Genomic DNA, 14,261 nt, shown 5'->3' on the forward strand with positions numbered 1-14,261 from the left:
TCTTTCTTATTTAAAAGAGATTACAATCTGCGCTTTCACAATATCACTGTAGGCCACGTGCACGGGCTCCAGCAAAGCCTTCTTATGTTTCTGTTTCACTTCTTCGGCGAACAGGATGCCGTCTTCCAGCACGTCTCTGATCTCACCGGTTTTTTCCACGCCGCCCGCAAACGTTAACTTCACGGACCGGCCAATATTTTTTCTAAAGTGCCGTTCTGAGGTTAGTGGAAAATCCACCCCTGGTGACGACACTTCTATTACGTAGGAGATTTCTTCTCCGTAGGTATCTTCAATTCTTTTGGCAACCCGGCGGCTTATCTGGGCGCACTGGTCAATGCTGATGCCTTGATCCCCGTCGGCGAGGATGGTCACCTTGGGGCGTACCGGCGTATCAGACACCTTCACGCTCACAATGAACAGATCCGGTTCTGGTAGGGCTGCCTGGGCAAATTCCTCAATTATTTTTTCCTCTAAGGCCATTCACAATCTGGATAACAAATAAAAAGGGGGACTCTCTCGTCCCCTCCAATTCACTTTAATCGCACAAATGTACAAACAAATCCACTGAAACACAAGCAACAGGGCATTATGTGCGGTTTAGGATCTTGCAAAAGATAATCACCAAGAGAAGAAACGGCACTTTGCCTGTTTTCTCCAAAAAGAAAGAAAAGCGCCGTTTGCTTATGAATTAACCAAGAGAAGGCATGAATAGTTCAAGTGCTATATCCTTAGAAAGCGATATTTCCCTGTGGAAAGCAAGATATCTTTTCTGCTAAAAAGGAAAGCACTGTACTTGGAGAGCATGAAACAAAGATTGTTCCTGCTATTTTTTAAAATAGAGGATTAGCCAATTGATTCTGGCTTGATTTCAGAATATCAGGCCAGAATCAGAAAAGGTCAGGAGAATAACCGGAAGACGATGAAGGCAGCACCATACGCCAAGCCGGTCATATACAACAGCTGCAGAATAGGCCATTTCCAGCCTTTCGTCTCGCGGTAGACCACCGCGATGGTGCTCATACACTGCATGGCAAACACATAGAAGATCAGCAGCGAGAAGGCCCGGGCCGGCGTGAAAAACGGCTGGCCATTTTCATCTTTCTCGGCCATCAGTTTTTCCCTGACGGTGGAGATGTTCTCAGAATCGCCTACGCTGTAGATGGTGGAGATAGTCCCTACAAACACCTCACGAGCCGCGAAGGAAGTCAACAAGGCAATGCCCACTTTCCAGTCGTAGCCTAAGGGCCGAATAGCAGGTTCAATGAATTTCCCGAACCGACCGGCGTATGAGGCCTCCAGTTTCTGCCCTGCTACGTGCGCATCAGCATCCGGCAGGTTAAGAGAAGTTAGTTCTGCGGTGGCACGTTCCTCGGCTTGTTGAATAGCATTGCCGGGTCCATAGGAAGACAAGACCCACAGCACCACCGAAATAGCCAAAATTACTTTACCGGCCTGGAACACGAATGCTTTAACTTTCTCTACAATGGTGAGGCCCACATTTTTCCAGCGCGGCATTTTGTAGGTAGGGAACTCCATGATGAAGTAACTCCGCTCTTTCGTTTTAAGCACCCATTTCAACAAAGCTGCCGAAAGGATGGCTGCCAAAAAACCGATCAGGTACAAGCCCATCAAAACCAGGCCTTGCATGCTCAAGAAACCCAGGAAATACTTTTCTGGCACCACCAACGCGATCATGACCGTGTAGATAGGCAGACGCGCCGAGCAGCTCATGAGCGGGGTCACGAAGATAGTAATCATGCGGTCTTTCCAGTTGTCAATGGTACGGGTAGCCATGATGGCCGGAACCGCACACGCCACCCCAGAAATGAGTGGCACCACACTCTTGCCGTTCAACCCGAACTTGCGCATGATTTTATCCATCAGGAACGTCACTCGAGCCATGTAACCGGTTTCCTCCAACACCGCAATAAACGCGAAGAGGATGGCGATTTGGGGCACAAACATCAAGACACCGCCAAACCCGGCCAAGATGCCTTCGGTCAGTAAATCCACCAAAGGCCCTTCGGCTTTGGTATGGATCCAGCCGTTCAGCATGGCTATACCCTGATCAAGCAAGTCCATGGGGTAACTAGCCCAGGCGAAGATGGCCTGGAACATCACGAAAAGAACCGCAAAGAAAATAAGGTAGCCGAAGATTTTATGCGTGAGAATTTGGTCCAGTTTGTTGCTGAACTGCTCGTTGTTCTCGGCCTTGGTCACACGCATGGCATCCAGCAGCAGCCCATTGATCTGGGTATACCGGTCTACCGTCTCTGAGGCCTGCAAGGCATTGGAGTGGAAGCCGTATTTTTTTACCAGCTCACTGATGTATTGCTTGTCGTCCTCAGATAAGAAAGAAAACTTCTGGTATTGGTGGGCGTAGTGCCACGCTAGGTAATCGTTGCTGAGTTCAAAGTAATAGCGGATCTGGCGCACCATCACCAACAGTTCATCCGGGATGGAGAAGAAGCTGGTTTTAGGCGCTTCCAGTTCTTGGGAAAGCAGAATCTTCAGGGCTGCCAGGCCACTACCCGTACGGGCGTTCACCGGGATCACCGGCACCCCTAATTCTTGCTGCAGTTGCGCTACATCTATCTTAACACCGTGCTTCTCGGCCACATCCAGCATGTTCAGCGCCAGTACCGCCGGAATCTTCAGATCAACGAGCTGGGTAAACAGGAGAAGGTTCCGCTTCAGGTTAGAGGCATCGGCGGTGATAATGAGAACGTCTGGGTAGGAGGAAGCTTTTTTGTCGTGGAGCAGGTCAATGATAACCTTTTCGTCTAAGGACTTAGGATATAAGCTATAGGTGCCCGGCAAGTCAATCACCTGGGCCTTGAGGTTTGGCGTGAGTTGGCTCACACCGGTTTTCTTGTCTACAGTTACGCCCGGGAAGTTCCCTACCTTCTGGTTCAGACCTGTTAAATGGTTGAACAACGATGATTTACCTGAGTTAGGATTTCCGATAAGGGCGATCTTGGCCACCTTCCGGACTGGGGCATCGGGGATGATATGGGGTACGGAGGCGGGGGCCGGCGCAAGAACTTCAGACATAGACTAAGCCTTTAACTTGATGGTAGCAGCTTCGTCTAAACGCAAGGAAAGGGTATAATCGTTCACAATAATCGTAATGGGGTCACCCAGAGGGGCACGGCTGTTGAGCTTTACCTCTTCACCAGGAATACAGCCCATCTCCAGCAGCTTCAAAGACATTTCCGGGTCGGTTAAGCAACAGATGATGCCTTTCTCCCCTATCTTCAAATCCCGCACACTCTTCTGCTCTTGTTGCACCTTTTCTTCTCTTTATTTAGACTCGTTATAAACAGTTGCAAGGTACAAGGTGTTCCTTTTGAATCCAAAAAGAAGCAGATGTTTTGCGGAGCATACCCGCATATGGCAGCCTTTTTGTTGTAAAATCAGTATTTTTTCGTTATATTTCGTAAAAACCAACCAAAAACATGTCACTTTTCAGCTCTAACAATCCTGCCCTTAAAGAAGAGGCGTTTCTACAGTCAGCAGTTCCCCAGGCGGTTGAAGGCCCGGCCATGACCTTGAACGGCACCATTGCCAAATCGGCGTTGCTGTTGGGTATTGTGCTGGTGTTTGCGGTTTTCTCCTGGGACTTGTTCGCAGTGATAGGCGTGCCTTTGCCTTTTCTGGTTTCCATCCCGCTGGTGGGAGTTGGCCTGGCTTTCCTGATCGCCTTCAAGAAACATTGGACTCCCTATATTGCTCCCCTTTACTGCGCCCTGCAAGGCTTGTTCCTGGGCGGGGTCTCCGGACTTCTGGAGACGCAGTTCCCCGGCATTGCCACGCAGGCCATGCTTTTGACGTTCACGGTCTTTGGCGGCATGCTATTACTTTACAGCACCCGCGTCATCAGGGCCACTGAACGTTTCAAATCTATCATCCTGACGGCCACTTTCGGGATCTTCTGCTATTACATGCTAGGGTTCATTCTCCAGTTCTTTGGAGTGGAGATGGCGTTGATCCACAGCAGCGGCACGGCCGGCATTATCTTCAGTGTTTTAGTGGTGATTATTGCAGCCATGAACCTGATCCTGGATTTTGACACCATTGAGCAAGGTGTAGCCCACGGCGCCCCCAAGAACATGGAATGGTATGCCGCCTTTGGGCTAGCTGTCACCTTGATTTGGTTATATATTGAAATCCTGCGTTTGCTCTCTAAGCTTAATAGCCGCGACTAAAATACAACTTACGCTTTCAGTATCCGTATACTTTTGTATACCAACAACATACAGTGATGCCGAAGACAAAGAAAGCCCAGAAATCAGAGGATCCTTGCTGGAACGGTTACGAGCAAGCAGGCATGAAAGACAAGGATGGCAAAAAGGTGCCCAATTGTGTCAAGAAGAAAGACTAACCCTTTTACATAGAAAACGCCACTGAAGCTTCAGTGGCGTTTTTGTTTCTGGTCACCAGCATAGCCTCTGCCAGTATGTTATGTTATCTACTTCTGAAAAGGCAGGAGAAGCTAATTAAGGGCCATTTTCCAAAAACCACCCTTTAACGTTATTCATTGAAGAACACCCGTTTCACCCGCGTGCTTACGTTGGTGAGCAGTTCATACGGAATGGTGCCGATGCGAGAAGCTAAATCAGTGAGGGGTAGTTCCGCACCAAACACCAGCACCTCATCACCAGCGCGCACGTCAAGACCCGTTACGTCTACCATGCACATGTCCATGCACACGTTGCCTATGATGGGAGCCCGTTGCCCGTTAATCAGCACCTCACCCACTCCGTTCCCGAAGCGGCGGTCATAGCCATCGGCGTAACCAATGGCGATAGTGGCAGTCTGCTTATCGGTAGCCGCAATGCCACGACGGCTGTAGCCCACGGTTTCACCCGCTTTTATGTATTTCACCTGTGAAACGGTGGTTTTCAACTGGCCCACGGTCTGCAAGTTGCCTTGCTCTTTTCCGGCGGATTCCACGCCATATAATCCAATGCCCAAGCGCACCATGTCAAAAGCGGCCTCTTCACCGAACCGCACAATACCCGCCGAGTTGAGAATATGCTTAGTCACGGAATAACCTAGTGCCTGCTCTACCCGCGTGGCCATTTGTTTGAACTGTGCGATTTGCTCCTGCGAGAAATCATTGTACAGGGCTTCATCGGCGCCGGCCAAATGACTGAACACGCTTTGCACCCGCACGTGGGGCACATGGTCCAGCACTTCCAGGGCCTCCTCCAGTTCAGATGCATTAAACCCGAGGCGGTGCATACCGGTGTCCAGCTTGAGATGGATGCGCGGCGTTTTGGTGCTCTTTTTGGGGAAGTAGTCCAGAAACCGGTGCAGCAGATCTGGGGAGTAGATCTCGGGTTCCAGGCTATACTGCCGCATTTTCAGGAAGCTGTCTGGGCTGGGGTTCATGACCATGATGGGCAGCGTGATGCCGTGCTCCCGCAGGGCGATGCCTTCATCGGCGTAGGCTACGGCCAGGTAATCCACCCGGTGGAATTGGAGCAGGTTGGCAATCTCGTAGGCTCCCGCGCCATAGGCAAAGGCTTTTACCATGACCATGATTTTCACCTGGGCCGGTACTTTGGTGCGGTAGTAGTTGAGGTTGTGCACCAAGGCATCCAGGTTCACCTCCAACTTGGTGCCGTGTATTTGCTGCTGAAGGGCAGCCACAATCTTCTCGAATTGGAACACGCGGGCGCCTTTCACCAAAATGGTTTCCTGCCGGAAGGTCTCAGAGCGGAGCTGCCCCAGAAAGGAATCGGTGCCGAGGTAGAACTCGCTGCCGGCGGGGAACAAATCCTGGTGCCGGGTGATGATGTCACCAATTCCGATGACGCGGTCCACGCCACGGGAGGTAATTTCCTGCGCTACTTGCTGGTAGAGCGCGGTTTCTTCCACCCCGGCTTCCAGCAAATCAGAGACAATGAGGGTTTTCCGGCCTCGGCGGGCCTGTTGACCCAGTACATCCAGCGCAATGCGTAGTCCGGCCAGATCATTATTGTACGTATCGTCAATTACGTAGCAGCCGTTGATGGCTTCTTTGCGTTCCAGGCGCATGGCTACGGGGTGCAGGCGCTCAAAGCGGCCCGGCAACTCCTCGGGTTTAACGCCCAGGTACAGCAAGACGGCTAAACAGTGTAGGGCATTTTCCAGCGAGGCCTCATCGGCGAAGGGCAGCGACAGATCCTGTCCCTTCCCATCGTACCGGAACCGGATCTTGGTTTTGCCGTGGTGCATTTCCAGCACTTTCAGTTGCACCTGTGCCGAGGGATGCTCATGAGTGCTCCACGCAAAAGCCGGCAAGCCCGAGGCCTGGATTGCTTCCTGCACAGTTTTCTGATCGGCACAGTAAATCAATTGGTTGACGTGCTCAAACAGCTTCAGCTTTTCCTCCAGCTTTTGGGCGGACGAAGTAAACCCCTCATCATGCGCTGGGCCCAAGTTAGTGAATACGCCAATGGTGGGCTGCAGCACGCTGGCCAGATGCTCCATTTCAGCTGGTTTAGAGATTCCGGCCTCAAAAACCCCGACGGTATGGCTCTCGTTGATCTGCCACACGGAGAGCGGCACGCCGATCTGGGAATTATAGCTGCGGGGGCTTTTCACCACCTGCTCAGAAGCGCTCAACAGCTGCGCGAGCCACTCCTTCACAATGGTTTTCCCGTTACTGCCCGTAATGCCGATAACCGGAATAGTGAACTTGCGTCGGTGATAAGCTGCCAGCCGCTGCATGGCTTGGATGCTGTCGCTGACCAGCAGTATGTTGGCCTCGGGAAGCGTGGATAAGTCCATCACCCCGGAGGCGTCTTCCACCACAAACTGCCGTACGCCGGCAGCGTAGAGCTCTGGAATGTATTGGTGCCCGTCATGGAATTCGCCCCGTATGGCGAAAAACACCGAGGAAACGGCATTGGCGATTTTACGGCTATCGGTGAGCAGGTGCTGCACAGGGTACGTTGCTTTGCACTGCACCAACATGCCTCCTACTACCTGGGCAATCTCTTTGAAAGTAAACATGATGCGGATATCTGTTATTCAAAGATACAACAGAAGAAATACCAGCACACCTTGTCCCTAGAACGCAGCTCTCCAGCCGCAGAAAGCATTTCGGCGTTGTTTTCTGAAAACGGCGCTAAAAACAGCCAACAGGAGAATGAGATGAGCGGTTTTACATGGCATAAGAGGTAATTACAGGCAGAAAGGACTGTGAATTAGGCAGTACGCAAGGCAACGTCTACCTTTGTGCTCCTCAAAAAAATTGTTGTGAAATTTAGTCGTTACCATATCGCTGCTATCAGCGCCTTTCTTATCTGGGGATTTATCCCGTTTCCGCTTAAAGCTTTAACCACCTTCCCCAGTAGCCAGATTCTGTATTTCCGAATCCTGATTTCGGTGCTCACGTTGCTGCTGATCTCAGGAACCACCCGCCGGGAGCAGTGGCGCCAGACGTTTGCCATGTACAAGAGCCATAGCCCTATTCTAAAGCGGCGCTTTATCTTGTTTACTTTGATGGGCGGTGCGTTGCTGACTATTAACTGGCTAGCGTTCATTTACGTAGTGAATCACGTGGACATCCAGACGGGTTCTTTCTCGTACCTGCTGTGCCCCATCTTAACGGCGGCGTTGGGTTTCCTGATTCTGCATGAGCACCTACGGGTGAACCAATGGGTATCGGTGGGACTGAGTTTGATGAGCTGCCTTCTGGTAGGCACTGATTCGGTTTACAACCTGCTATTCAGTTTGCTGATTGCCGCTTCCTATGCGTTTTACTTAATCACTCAGCGGTTGCTTAAGGACTACGACAAGATTGTGCTGCTCACCTTGCAACTGCTGCTGGCCTTCACGTTCATCGGGCCGAGCTACCCGTGGTTTGTGGGCGCAGACGCACAACCAATCACCGGTCACTTTGTGGGGCAAATTGTGCTGCTAAGCTGGCTGTTCACCGTGATCCCTTTGTTTCTGAACCTGTACGCGCTCAAAGAACTGAAATCAGCTACGGTGGGCGTGCTCATGTATCTGAACCCGATTATCAATTTCACCATGGCCTTCCTATACTTTGGCGAAGTGGCCAGCCAGCAGAAGGTAATTGCGTATGCGGTCATCTTTGCCTCGGTGGTGTTGTACAACTTGCCTATTGGCAAAAAGAAAGAGACTCCGGTTACCGCTTGAGTTTTGCTTTTGTGCAACTTCTGGGCAGCTTTCGGGCTCTTCTTATAAATGTAAAGCCAAAACAACATCCTGATGAAAAATAATCGCTTCCCTCTGTTCTATTTGGCCCTGGCTTTTGGCTGCGCCCGTCCAGATCTGATCTCGCCGGAGGAAGAGGATGCCCTTGCGCAGGCCCGAACCAAAGGCGCCACCATCCTGACGGTAAACAAACCTACGCACATTGGAGGTTTACTGGTGAACTTGCTGAAAATTGACGAAAGCCGCTGCCCGAAGGATGTAACATGCATCCGGTATGGCAATGCGGTAGCAACATTTGAGGTGCAGGATGCTAATGGTTTAAAGGTCAGTCAGCAGCTTTATATCGGAGATCCCCTGCAGGCTCCAGCTAACCGAGGCTTTCGGGAGGCAGACACGGTGGTGGTTCAACTTGGAAACAAACCTTACCGCCTAGTTTTAAGCGATGTGCAACCTTATCCTGACGTTGAAAATCCTTCTCCCAGCGAGAAGAAGGTAATGCTCTCGGTTCAGGCTCAGTAAGGTCTCCCCTATTCTTTAAAGCAGAAAACCCGCAGCATTTTGCGGGTTTTCTGCTTTAAAGGAGTTTCCTATTTGTAAAAACGAGCGCTCTGCTTTTCTACTACTTTATCTAAAACCACCCTAAAAAAGAAAGCCAATCCAGGCTATGTCATGAGGACGAACACACAATAGGAAAGATCATATTTTATCCTTTTGTAAAAGTATTTTATCTCTCCTATCCTTACTCTAAAGCTAATTTGATAATTTCAGCCACCTCAAATTTAGTCACAACCGCTACCCAATTCCTTTCCTCACATGAAGAAGCCTTTGTTTAGAAGTCTGCTTTGCCTTTCTGTTGCTGCTCTTCCCCTTTCCTGTGCCAAGACCAATTCTTCAACTTCAACCTCCACTGCTGCTCAGGCTCCAGAGGCTACTGCGAAGGCCATCAAAGTAGAATTGCGAAAAGAGAACGGCCGTTTTCACCTGTATAGAGGCGGACAGCCCTACTTCATCAAAGGCGCTGGCGGTAACCGCTACATGGACCAACTGGCTGCCTATGGGGGCAATTCCATTAGAACCTGGAGCACCCACAATGCCCAGCAGATTTTGGACGAGGCTCATAAGCGCGGTTTAACGGTAACCATGGGACTGGACGTGGCCCGTGAGCGGCATGGCTTTGATTACAACAACACCGAGGCGGTGGCCAAACAACTGGCCAAGCTCCGCGAAGAAGTGATAAAATACAAAGACCATCCGGCGTTGCTGGTGTGGGGCATCGGGAACGAGTTGAACCTGAGTTACTCCAACCCTAAAGTGTGGGATGCCGTGAATGACATCGCCAAGATGATCCACGAGGTAGATCCTAACCATCCGGCTAGCACCATGCTGGCAGGCTTGAACAAAAAAGAAGTAGACTACATCAAAGCCCAAGCCCCGGCAATAGACCTGTTGTCCATTAATGCCTACGGCGACTTACCATCAATTCCGGGCCGGGTCAGGGAGTTTGGCTGGGACGGTGCTTATATGATCACCGAGTGGGGGCCTACCGGACACTGGGAAGGCCCACAAACTCCTTGGAAAGCCTCGGTAGAAGAAACCAGTTCAGAGAAAGCCGCCGTGTACCGCAGCCGCTACGAGGCCACCATGCAAAAAGACAGTGAGCGCTGCCTGGGTTCTTACGTCTTCTTATGGGGGCAAAAGCAAGAGAGAACACCCACCTGGTACGGCCTCTTCACCGAACAAGGCGAGGAATCTGAAGTAGTAGATGTGATGCATTACCTCTGGTCAGGGAAATGGCCTCAAAACCGCGCCCCGCACCTGAGCTACCTACGCCTGGACGGCAAGAAAGCCACGGACAACATCTACCTGAAGCCCAACCAAAGCTACCCTATCCAGACTCAAGTCACCGATCCGGACCAGGATGCCCTCACCTACCGTTGGGAGCTATTACCCGAAAGCACTGACCTCAAGGAAGGCGGCGATGCTGAAAACAGACCCGGAGCCATCACCGGACTAGTGCAGGACCAAGGCAAAGGGCAGGCACAACTCAAGGCACCGGAGAAGGAAGGCGCTTACCGCTTGTTTGTCTATGCCTATGACGGCAAAAACAACGTAGCCACCGCCAACACTCCTTTCTTTGTAAGAAGATAGCCAGCCGTAGTTTCGACTGTTCCAGAGCAAAGGTCAACTCTTTAAAACAAGCAAGACCTCTAGCATCCCCCTCTGTATTGGGCCTGTTTTCAAGAAAATAGGCTCAATACGGAGGGGGATATTTTGTTATACGTTAGAGGCGCTTTTGTTAAAGTCTCATTTAAGGGTATTTTTAAGAGCCTTCTCAAGGATTTAGAACCAATCATCCACTTTCTGGGAGGTTACTTATAGGAGATAACCAAGCTTTTGTCTCTAATCAATTATGCGCTTTTGTTGATGCCCATCAGACAATAGCAGCTCAATTCTGACAAACCACTCTCCCTATCTTTCATCTCAGGTAGCCTAATCGCCAGAGGCCCTACACATAAACCTGTGCTCCCACACCACGCTAATCAAACCACAAACTTCTCACTACTAATAACTTACAAAACAAACACTTAAAGTTTATTTTCATAAGCATCTTACAACCACCATCCTCCTTCCATTCATTTCGTCAGAATCATGGAGCAAAGAATCTTTCAAATGTATCCTCGCCCTGGTGTTGGTTTCATCAAATCAAAGGAAGAAAACCTTAGGATAGAATTGTAAAGAAACCCTATCACAAAGGTTGTTTTATTTTAAATATGTCAATATTACACTTAAAATAGAAGAATTTTTTGCGAAAAAAATATTTCTCAGTCTGAGAAATTGCAAAAAGCCTTTTAGAAGCTTCTAAAGGGCTTTTTTAGTGCTCTGATGTACTCCTGTTGCATTCAAAAAGACACTTTGATGTATTGATGATGTATTGGTTTTTCGATTTGTTTTTTGTCAAATCTTTATATTAGTGACATAAAATCTGATCCTTGTTAACAAAAACGCATTTATGAAGAACAAACTACTCATCTTTCTACTCCTCCATTTGTGTGGGGTAGCATTTGCTCAAAGCACCATAACCGGACGGGTTTCCTCGGGCCGGGGCGGCGAGCCTCTACCAGGCGTAAGCGTGGTAGTAAAAGGTACTACGGCAGGTACCACCACTGACGTGGAGGGCCGGTATCAACTGCAAGCTCCTGCCAATGCCGGCACCTTGGTAGTGAGCTACATTGGATTTGTGAACCAGGAAATCGCCATCAATGGACGCACTTCTATTGATGTGACCTTGCAAGAAGACCAACAAGCGTTGGAAGAAGTAGTGGTGGTAGGATATGGAACCCAGCAGAAGAGTTTAGTGACGGGCGCCATCTCCTCCGTGAAGGCCGAGGAAATTGCCACCGTATCTTCCAGCCGGGTAGAACAAGCGCTTCAGGGCCGTACTGCCGGTGTCACCGTATTACCAGCCTCGGGTTCACCAGGCGCAGGCATGCGGGTACGGGTTAGGGGGACTGGATCAAACGCCGGCTCAGAACCACTTTATATTGTGGACGGAGTAAGAGCAGGAGGCATTGAGTTCCTGGACCCTTCAGAGATTGCTTCTATTGAAGTACTGAAAGACGCCGCTTCTGCCGCCATCTACGGAGCGGAAGGTGCCAACGGGGTTGTGATCATCACTACTAAAACCGGTAAAGTAAACACCTCAGAAATTAGCTACAGCTTCCAGTACGGCAGACAATCGGTGGGCGACCTGATGCCAATGATGAACGCGCAGCAGTACCAGCAGTACATGGAAGAGGCCAAGTCTCCAGGCCGTCCAACTGCGGCGGAAGCAGCGGCAGTGGGCGAAGGTACCAACTGGTTTGAGGAAACATTCCAGTCAGCCCCTCAGCAACACCACTCACTAAGCTTCAGTGGCGGTACAGAGAAATCAAGCTTCCTGGTTAGCGGTAACTACTTCACCCAGCAAGGGATTGTAGGCGGCGACAAAGCAAGATTTGACCGCTACACTGTGCGCATCAACTCAGACCACAAAATCAAGCCTTGGTTGAACATTGGAGAAAGATTCTCTTATTCTAATTTCAACCGCAGAGGTATCGCTGAAAACGATGAGTTTGGTGGATTGATCACCAGTGCTCTTTCTCTTGACCCCTTAACGCCGGTGATCTACAATGGTGCTCTTCCGGCGCACGTACAAGCCGCTATTGCCGCAGGCCACCCACTGGTGCGTGATGAAAACGGAAACTACTACGGTATCTCTAACTTCATCAGAGGAGAATACGGTAACCCACTGGCCAGAATTGCTCTAGCTAGAGGCAACACGACTCAGAACAAAGTGGTAGGTAACTTGTTTGCTAACTTCGATATTTTGCCAGGCCTGAAGTTCACCACGCAGTTTGGGGTAGACGGAGCCTTCCAGAGACAGCACGGTTGGACTCCTACCTATTGGTTCTCCAGCGAGAACCTGAACACAGTGGCTAACGGCTCAGACTCTCAGAACAACTGGTTTACCCTGCAGTGGGAGAACTATGCCACGTACCAGAGAACTATCGGCAACCATGGCTTTACCTTACTGGCTGGTACCTCTGCCGTGAAGCGGATGTGGAACTACATTGGCGGCAGCTACTCTGGCCTGTTTAAGGAAGAAGATAAGTTTTCTTACGCAGACACTACCCCAGACGCGCTTGACAGAATTGGCAGTAACGCTAACGTGAGCACCCTGGCCTCTTACTACGGAAGACTTTCTTATGACTACGCTGGCAAGTACTTGTTAAATGCCACAGTGAGAAGAGACGGTTCTTCTTTGTTTGCCTCTGACAAAGCATGGGGTACTTTCCCATCCTTGTCTTTAGGCTGGGTGATCTCTAATGAGGATTTCTTCCCAAGCTCCAGAATCAACCATTTGAAACTGCGTGCCAGCTGGGGACAAAACGGTTCTCTTTCCAGCGTAGGTATTGGACAGTGGGTAGAAGCCGTAAGTGTAGTGGGTCGTTACCCAGATGCTGCCGGTAATTACTTGGTGGGTGCCGCCCCTACTGCCTTAGCCAACCCTGACCTTACCTGGGAAACTGGTGAGCAGCTTGACTTTGGTATTGACGTAGGCTTGTTCAACAACCGCTTAACCTTCACCGCAGACTACTTCAACAAGGAAACCATTGACCTTCTTACCCCAGGTGTTGCCCCAGGATTCGTGGGTGCTGGCCTGCCATTCGTGAACGGTGGTAACGTGCAGAACAAAGGTTGGGAGTTTGAGTTAGGCTATCGTAACGATGCCGCTGAAGCATTCCAATACGAAATTTCTGGTAACCTCACTGCCATTAAGAATGAAGTGACGTACCTAGACCCTAACGTAAGCGAGATCCCTGGTGCAAGTGTAGGAACTGGTTGGTCTGCTACTGTTTTCAAGGAAGGTTTCCCTATTTGGCACTTGAGAGGCTACAAAACAGCCGGTATTTTCCAGACACCAGAGGAAATCAGCGAGTACCTGGCCACTACCGGCATCACAGGTTACAGCCCTAAACCAGGCGATCCGATTGTAGTGGATACCAATGGTGATAAGCAGATTTCTCCGGCAGACTACACCATGATAGGTAGCCCACATCCAGATGTAATCTTTGGTGCCCGTGTGAACCTGGCTTACAAAGGATTTGATTTCTTGGCTTTCGTACAAGGTCAGATAGGAAACGATGTAATCCTTGGCTTCAACCGTACCGACCGCCCTACCGCCAACAAGCCGGCTTTCTTCTATGAGAACCGCTGGACTGGTGCCGGTAGCACCAACACTGGTTTTGCGCCAAACACCACCAACGCTTACATCTACAACAGTGACCTGATGGTGTTTGACGGCTCTTATGCCCGTATCCGCCAGTTACAATTAGGCTACACGCTACCAAATGCGTTGACCAGCAGACTTAAAGTGAAAAACGCCCGCGTGTACGTGTCACTTGACAACTATTTCACCTTCACTGACTACCCAGGCCTGGACCCAGAAGCAGGAAGCAACAACGCCAACAGCTTAGGAATTGACCGTGGTACATACCCAGTTCCAAGAGTAGCCATGTTTGGTTTAAACTTTAACTTTTAAGCAG

At 50.1% G+C, this 14,261-nt stretch carries 9 protein-coding genes; 5 read left to right on the forward strand and 4 right to left on the reverse strand.

Annotated features, from left to right (window positions below):
- Positions 1 to 6 precede the first annotated feature (6 nt).
- The 3 genes from ACW9SV_RS05830 to ACW9SV_RS05840 form a co-directional block, all read right to left on the reverse strand.
- A complete protein-coding gene (locus tag ACW9SV_RS05830; protein WP_479555799.1) occupies positions 7 to 480 on the reverse strand; it encodes a ribosome maturation factor RimP in 474 nt (157 codons plus the stop codon).
- Between the two features lie 417 nt (positions 481 to 897).
- The gene (gene feoB / locus ACW9SV_RS05835; RefSeq protein WP_479555800.1) at positions 898 to 3,054 is read right to left on the reverse strand and encodes a ferrous iron transport protein B; all 2,157 of its coding nucleotides are present in this window, start codon (positions 3,052 to 3,054) and stop codon (positions 898 to 900) included.
- 3 nt (positions 3,055 to 3,057) lie between these two features.
- On the reverse strand, positions 3,058 to 3,291 hold the full coding sequence (locus tag ACW9SV_RS05840) for a FeoA family protein (RefSeq protein WP_479555801.1): 234 nt from the start codon (positions 3,289 to 3,291) through the stop codon (positions 3,058 to 3,060).
- A 167-nt stretch (positions 3,292 to 3,458) separates the two neighbouring features.
- On the opposite strand from ACW9SV_RS05840, the gene ACW9SV_RS05845 reads away from it, so the two are divergent.
- Positions 3,459 to 4,208 (forward strand): Bax inhibitor-1/YccA family protein, encoded by a 750-nt coding sequence (locus tag ACW9SV_RS05845; protein ID WP_479555802.1) that lies wholly within the window; start codon positions 3,459 to 3,461, stop codon positions 4,206 to 4,208.
- 325 nt (positions 4,209 to 4,533) lie between these two features.
- Here ACW9SV_RS05845 and ACW9SV_RS05850 read toward each other — a convergent pair whose 3' ends face one another.
- Positions 4,534 to 7,005: a bifunctional UDP-N-acetylmuramoyl-tripeptide:D-alanyl-D-alanine ligase/alanine racemase gene (locus ACW9SV_RS05850; RefSeq protein WP_479555803.1), complete on the reverse strand. Its 2,472-nt coding sequence runs from the start codon at positions 7,003 to 7,005 to the stop codon at positions 4,534 to 4,536.
- A 246-nt stretch (positions 7,006 to 7,251) separates the two neighbouring features.
- On the opposite strand from ACW9SV_RS05850, the gene ACW9SV_RS05855 reads away from it, so the two are divergent.
- The 4 genes from ACW9SV_RS05855 (at position 7,252) to ACW9SV_RS05870 (ending at position 14,257) form a co-directional block, all read left to right on the forward strand.
- Positions 7,252 to 8,157 (forward strand): EamA family transporter, encoded by a 906-nt coding sequence (locus ACW9SV_RS05855; protein ID WP_479555804.1) that lies wholly within the window; start codon positions 7,252 to 7,254, stop codon positions 8,155 to 8,157.
- A gap of 72 nt (positions 8,158 to 8,229) precedes the next feature.
- Complete coding sequence (locus ACW9SV_RS05860) at positions 8,230 to 8,694, forward strand: hypothetical protein (RefSeq protein WP_479555805.1); 465 nt, start codon at positions 8,230 to 8,232, stop codon at positions 8,692 to 8,694.
- Positions 8,695 to 8,988: 294 nt separating this feature from the next.
- Entirely contained in the window at positions 8,989 to 10,323 is a 1,335-nt protein-coding gene (locus tag ACW9SV_RS05865; RefSeq protein WP_479555806.1) for a glycoside hydrolase 5 family protein, read from the forward strand.
- Between the two features lie 862 nt (positions 10,324 to 11,185).
- Positions 11,186 to 14,257 carry a SusC/RagA family TonB-linked outer membrane protein gene (locus tag ACW9SV_RS05870; protein ID WP_479555807.1) on the forward strand — a complete coding sequence of 1,024 codons (3,072 nt, stop codon included), beginning with the start codon at positions 11,186 to 11,188 and terminating at the stop codon, positions 14,255 to 14,257.
- Positions 14,258 to 14,261 lie beyond the last annotated feature (4 nt).

The sequence above is a fragment of the Rufibacter sp. JT20002 genome (genome assembly GCF_056491185.1).

Bases quoted from the DNA above. Each gene is read 5' to 3' on its own strand.
- feoB (WP_479555800.1), bottom strand. From the start codon at position 3,054: ATGTCTGAAGTTCTTGCGCCGGCCCCCGCCTCCGTACCCCATATCATC.
- ACW9SV_RS05865 (WP_479555806.1), top strand. From the start codon at position 8,989: ATGAAGAAGCCTTTGTTTAGAAGTCTGCTTTGCCTTTCTGTTGCTGCT.
- ACW9SV_RS05870 (WP_479555807.1), top strand. From the start codon at position 11,186: ATGAAGAACAAACTACTCATCTTTCTACTCCTCCATTTGTGTGGGGTA.
- ACW9SV_RS05830 (WP_479555799.1), bottom strand. From the start codon at position 480: ATGGCCTTAGAGGAAAAAATAATTGAGGAATTTGCCCAGGCAGCCCTA.
- ACW9SV_RS05850 (WP_479555803.1), bottom strand. From the start codon at position 7,005: ATGTTTACTTTCAAAGAGATTGCCCAGGTAGTAGGAGGCATGTTGGTG.
- ACW9SV_RS05860 (WP_479555805.1), top strand. From the start codon at position 8,230: ATGAAAAATAATCGCTTCCCTCTGTTCTATTTGGCCCTGGCTTTTGGC.
- ACW9SV_RS05845 (WP_479555802.1), top strand. From the start codon at position 3,459: ATGTCACTTTTCAGCTCTAACAATCCTGCCCTTAAAGAAGAGGCGTTT.